General features: G+C 67.7%; 3 protein-coding genes. 2 read left to right on the forward strand and 1 reads right to left on the reverse strand.

All coding sequences use genetic code 11. The annotated features are described in order from the left end of the window. Positions 1–160: 160 nt before the first annotated feature. Positions 161–316, reverse strand: a complete 156-nt coding sequence (locus tag E1267_RS47005; protein ID WP_246064726.1) for an inositol monophosphatase family protein — start codon at positions 314–316, stop codon at positions 161–163. 477 nt (positions 317–793) lie between these two features. Between E1267_RS47005 and E1267_RS42990 the strand changes: the two genes are divergently transcribed. Then, positions 794–994 carry a hypothetical protein gene (locus E1267_RS42990; RefSeq protein WP_132341966.1) on the forward strand — a complete coding sequence of 67 codons (201 nt, stop codon included), beginning with the start codon at positions 794–796 and terminating at the stop codon, positions 992–994. Between the two features lie 404 nt (positions 995–1,398). Next, positions 1,399–3,564 (forward strand): 1,4-alpha-glucan branching protein GlgB, encoded by a 2,166-nt coding sequence (gene glgB / locus E1267_RS42995; protein WP_132341968.1) that lies wholly within the window; start codon positions 1,399–1,401, stop codon positions 3,562–3,564. Positions 3,565–3,845: the final 281 nt, after the last annotated feature.

The raw sequence follows: 3,845 nt of genomic DNA on the forward strand, positions 1-3,845 counted from the left end.
GGCACCGGCCAGTCACCCCCGACCATCCCGCAACCCACCGACCTCCAACTCCATCTCCTGGATCTCCTCGACATCGATCCACGAGACCTCCGCTGAAGATCACTCATGTGCGGAAAACGGGGCTAGCGCTCCGATCGGGAAGCCCGGCGAAACCCAGCGGTCACCGCACGTTGTAGTTCAGCGTGCCGCACAGGGGGTCCACCAACCACTGGCGCACAGCGCCAGGGGCGCCCTGCTGCCCGCCTTCCTCGCCGAGCACCGCGTCATCGGGCCGTGCGGCGCGAATGACGCCAAGGATCGACTTCTCAGCCTCCACACCGGCGGCGGTGGAACCTCCCCGGTCAGACCGGAGAGGTGGTGTCCGGCGGCCGGCTGAACACGATGACCTGGTGAAACGTCCGGCAGATGTCCTGTCAATGTCCTTTACTGCTCGGCCTGGTTTCACGAGAATCTTGCACCACTATGAGCTGGTCATGCGCCCAACGGTGGAGATTGATTTCCGGTGCATGATGCTCACATCTCGCCACGCACAGGTTGAACACCGGGTCCGCAGTCCAGAACGAACCGGTGGCAGCAGCAAGGAATGAGCCCGGGATTCAGGAAGAGGAATTTCGTGAAACCTTTTATAGCAACGCTCACGGGCATCGCCACGACGGCGGTCCTCCTCGCGGTTACGACGCCCAGCGCGAACGCTGCGACGTACGCTCTGCTGGCGCAGAGCAGCAAAGGCGGTGTCACCGCCAAACTCTGGCGTAACAAGCAGACAGGGAGGGTCCACGCGAACGCTCTGAACGTGAGGCCCGGAGAGATGGCCAGACTGGACCTCTACGCGGGCATCACACGGGAGAAGGTCATTCTCCAGCCGGGCAAGGGCAACAAGCTCAACACCCGGTCGCGGCCCGTCCATCCGCCGCAGAGCTGGTCGGCCTGCGCGGGTTCCCCCGTTGGAGGGTCGCGTTTCGTGTGCACGCGGTACGTCCGCATCGGCCGCTGACCGCGTTTCGACGGGACTTCCCGTAAGAGGTCATGACCGGAAACCCGCGTACGGTCGTTGAGCCGTACGCGGGTTTCCGCCGCCCGGCCGGCGGGAAGACCGCAATGCGAACATAACGGCGGCCCCGACCACTCCGGGACGACATGCACACCCGGCCGCCGAGAACATGATCGACCACCACGCTCTTCCCCTCCCGGTGGCTGACCGTCACCTCATGAGCTCACCAACGTGATCAACCGGCCACCCTGGCCCGGAACACTACGAAGACCCGGTTAAGAACGGAAAAAGGATCCCCGATCGGCCCGTGGGTGGACCCGGATTTTGCACTTTCGGTGATTGTCTCGGTGATAGCGGGCAGTGCCTGGGATGGACGGTCATCATGGGGCAAGGTGGGGAGTATGCCGATGAGGACAGAGCTCGACCGCCTGGCGGGCGGGGCGCACCACGATCCGCACTCCGTGCTGGGAGCGCACACCGTCACGGGCGGCGTGGTCTTCCGCACGCTGCGGCCGCTGGCCGAGCGGGTCACGGTGGTGCTCGACGACGGTACGAGCCACGTCATGAAGCACCAGGCCCACGGCGTGTTCGAGGTCACCGTCCCCGGGCTCGACAAAGTCCCCGGTTACGCGCTGAGCGTCAAGTACGCGGGCGCGGAGCCGTACCTGATGCGTGACCCCTACCGGCACTGGCCCACGCTGGGCGAGGTCGACCTGCACCTCATCGGCGAGGGGCGGCACGAGCGGCTCTGGGAGGTGCTCGGCGCCCGCGTCATGGAACACGAGGACGTCGAGGGCACGGCGTTCGCCGTCTGGGCGCCCAACGCGCGCGGCATCAGGGTCGTCGGCGACTTCAACCACTGGGACGGCACCGCCTACCCCATGCGCTCGCTGGGACGGTCGGGGGTGTGGGAGCTGTTCGTTCCCGGGCTGGGCGTGGGCGAGCGGTACAAGTACCAGATCCTCGGCGCCGACGGGATGTGGCGCGACAAGGCCGACCCGATGGCCAGGCGGACCGAGGTGCCGCCGATGACGGCGTCCGTGGTGGACAGGTCCGAGCACGTCTGGGAGGACGGCACGTGGATGGCCGAGCGGCGCGAGAGGCAGCCGCAGCACGGCCCCATGAGCATCTACGAGGTGCACCTGGCTTCGTGGCGGCCCGGGCTGTCGTACGCCGAGCTGGCCGAGCAGCTCTCCGCGTACGTGTCCGACCTGGGCTTCACGCACGTGGAGCTGCTGCCGGTGGCCGAGCACCCGTTCGGCGGCTCGTGGGGTTACCAGGTGACGTCCTACTACGCGCCGACGGCCAGGTTCGGCACGCCTGACGACTTCCGCAAGTTCGTGGACCTGATGCACCAGCGCGGCGTCGGGGTGCTGCTCGACTGGGTGCCCGCCCATTTCCCCATGGACGACTGGGCGCTGGCGCGCTTCGACGGCACGCCGCTGTACGAGCACGCCGACCCGGCGAGGGGCGAGCACCCCGACTGGGGCACCTACGTGTTCGACTTCGGCCGCAGGGAGGTCAGGAACTTCCTCGTGGCGAACGCCCTCTACTGGCTGAAGGAGTTCCACGTCGACGGGCTGCGGGTGGACGCGGTCGCGTCGATGCTCTACCTCGACTACTCGCGCCGTGAGGGCGAGTGGACGCCGAACGTCTACGGTGGCAGGGAGAACCTCGACGCGGTGGAGTTCCTCAAGGAGATGAACTCCGTGTGCTACCGCGAGGCGCCCGGCATCTCGACCGTGGCCGAGGAGTCGACGGCCTGGCCGGGGGTGTCGCGCCCGGTGCACCTGGGCGGGCTCGGCTTCGGGTTCAAGTGGAACATGGGCTGGATGCACGACACGCTGGAATACCTGCGCCACGAGCCGATCTTCCGCCAGTACCACCACCACAAGATGACGTTCTCGCTCCTGTACGCGTACTCGGAGAACTACGTGCTGCCGCTGTCGCACGACGAGGTCGTGCACGGCAAGGGTTCGCTGCTGGGCAAGATGCCCGGCGACGAGTGGCAGCGGTTCGCGCAGGTGCGGGCGCTGCTGGCGTTCATGTGGGCCCATCCGGGCAAGCAGCTGCTGTTCATGGGGGGCGAGTTCGGCCAGGGCTCGGAGTGGTCGGAGGAGCGCGGGCTCGACTGGTGGGTGCTGGAGTTCGACGGCCACCAGGGCGTGCAGCGGCTCGTACGCGACCTCAACCGCGTCTACAAGGAGACCCCCGCGCTGTGGCAGCAGGACCACACGCCGGAGGGGTTCCGATGGATCGACGCCGACGACGCCTCCGGCAACACGTTCTCGTTCGTCCGTTACGGGACCGACGGGTCGGCGGTGGCGTGCGTGGTCAACTTCAGTGGCGGGCCGCACGAGAACTACCGGCTCGGGCTTCCGTACGGCGGCCGGTGGACGGAGATCGTCAACACCGACGCCTACGACTACTGGGGCAGCGGCGTGGGCAACATGGGCATGGTGGAGGCGGGCGACGAAGCGTGGCATGGGCTGCCGCACTCGACGACGCTGCGGGTGCCGCCGCTCGGCGCGGTCTGGCTCAGGCACGAGACGCCGGCGGTGGACGGGGACTGATCGGCGGACACAGGCGGACGCAGGCGGACACAGGTCGGCACAGGTCGTCACAGGTCGGCGCAGGTGGACACTGAAAGTTCTGTGAGAATGCGGGCGCGAGCCCTGGGCGTGTCGGGCGAATCGCCCTAAACTCCGAGATCATCCCCTCTCGGAGGACGACGCGTGCGACTTCGCCCCCTGATCGTGTGCACGATCGCCCTGGCCCTGCTGCCGCTGTCGGGCCCGGCCCATGCCGACGGTCCGACGCCCACCCCGCCGCCCGCCGCGACGGAGTCCGAGGC

Origin of the sequence: Nonomuraea longispora (assembly GCF_004348345.1) — a bacterium.
Classification (GTDB): Bacteria; Actinomycetota; Actinomycetes; order Streptosporangiales; family Streptosporangiaceae; genus Nonomuraea; species Nonomuraea longispora.

Coding starts and splice junctions, on each gene's coding strand:
- glgB (WP_132341968.1), top strand. CDS start 1,399: ATGAGGACAGAGCTCGACCGCCTGGCGGGCGGGGCGCACCACGATCCG.